Annotated in this window: 2 protein-coding genes; one reads left to right on the top strand and one right to left on the bottom strand. The window is 68.0% G+C overall.

Going from position 1 to position 1,411, the window contains the following annotated elements; genetic code table 11:
- Nucleotides 1–49 precede the first annotated feature (49 nt).
- Complete coding sequence (locus SMA01S_RS23925) at nucleotides 50–898, bottom strand: N-formylglutamate amidohydrolase (RefSeq protein ID WP_066827989.1); 849 nt, start codon at nucleotides 896–898, stop codon at nucleotides 50–52.
- 111 nt (nucleotides 899–1,009) lie between these two features.
- Here SMA01S_RS23925 and cpdR point away from each other — a divergent pair, with 111 nt between their 5' ends.
- The gene (gene cpdR / locus SMA01S_RS23920) at nucleotides 1,010–1,387 is read left to right on the top strand and encodes a cell cycle two-component system response regulator CpdR (RefSeq protein ID WP_066809174.1); all 378 of its coding nucleotides are present in this window, start codon (nucleotides 1,010–1,012) and stop codon (nucleotides 1,385–1,387) included.
- Nucleotides 1,388–1,411: the final 24 nt, after the last annotated feature.

The raw sequence follows: 1,411 nt of genomic DNA, 5'->3' as shown, positions 1-1,411 counted from the left end.
CAATCGGGTCGCAACCTGCCAATCCAGGGCGGTCGACCTTCCAGCCCCCTCACTCCGCCGCCAATGCCAGCCCGCCAGTCAGCAATTCGTCGGTGGCTGCGTCGATCATCCGGCGCAGCAACGCGGCGGTGCCGGCTAGGCCCTTGCCAGGCGCGGTCAGGCTGGAGTCGAGATAGAGGCGCCGGTCGATCTCGATCTGGATTGCGTGGATATGCTCGTCGGGCCGGCCATGGCGCGACAGGATATAGCCGCCGGGATAGGGGGTGTTGAGCGCGGCGCGATGTCCCGCGGCGATGACCTCTCCTTCCAGCCGATGGACCAGCCGCCCGCCCGCGCTGCGGCCGAAGCGGTCGCCGATCACAACGCGCGCCGAGGCGCCGCCCGGCAATGGCGGCATCGAATGCACGTCGAGCAGCAGAGCGGCCCCGAACCGCTCGCGCGCGGCGGCCAGCGCGTCGGCAAGCGCCGAATGATAGGGACGGTGATCCTGGGTAATGCGCTGCCGCACTTCGTCGTCGCCCAGCCGCCGGTTCCAGATCGCGACGCCGGGTGCGGATCGCCGGGGCACCAGGCCCAGCCCGCTGCGCAATTTGGTCGCGGAGGCGCCCGCCGGGATCGGCCGCGCGCCGTCGTCGATCATCGGATCGCGCTCGTCCTCGCCGCGGTTGAGGTCGATCCAGGCGCGCGCGCGGCGCTGCACGAACAACGTCTCGTCGATCCGCGCCGCCAGCGCGACATCGTCGGCGTGGCGGTCTTCCAGCGCCAGCATCGACGCCACCGGCACCGCGGCCGCGGCCCGCAGCTGGAGCGGATAATCGCGCCCGGCATGCGGCACCGACAGGATCACCGGGCTGTCCGGCGGGATTGGTCCGACGCGGTCGAACGAGGGAACTGCCATGCGTGCAAATCTACTCGTCGTACCGTCTTGGGGCAATCACCGCGCGGCGCTGGAAAATCTTAAACCCTTGGGGCATAAAAAGCTTGGCGGGACACAAGGCAGCGGACGGGCATGATCAGGATTCTATTGGCCGAAGACGATTCGGTGATGCGCGAATATCTGACGCGCGCGCTGGAACGGTCGGGCTATGCGGTCACCGCCGTCGACCGCGGTACCGCCGCGCTGCCGCTGATCGAGGCCGAGCATTTCGACCTGCTGCTGACCGACATCGTCATGCCCGAGATGGACGGGATCGAACTGGCGCAGAAAGTGTCGGAGATCGCGCCCGATATGCGCGTCATGTTCATCACCGGCTTCGCCGCCGTGACCTTGCGCGCCGGCAAGCAGATGCCCAATGCCCGCGTGCTGTCCAAGCCGTTCCATCTGCGGGATCTCGTGATCGAGGTCGACCGCTTGTTCGAGGTCGAAAGCGCCAACGGCGGGCTTTGATATTACGGTACCGGCCCGCTCCCC

It is taken from the genome of Sphingomonas mali NBRC 15500, assembly GCF_001598415.1.
GTDB lineage: Bacteria > Pseudomonadota > Alphaproteobacteria > Sphingomonadales > Sphingomonadaceae > Sphingomonas > Sphingomonas mali.
This window is presented reverse-complemented; position numbering and strand designations above follow the sequence as displayed.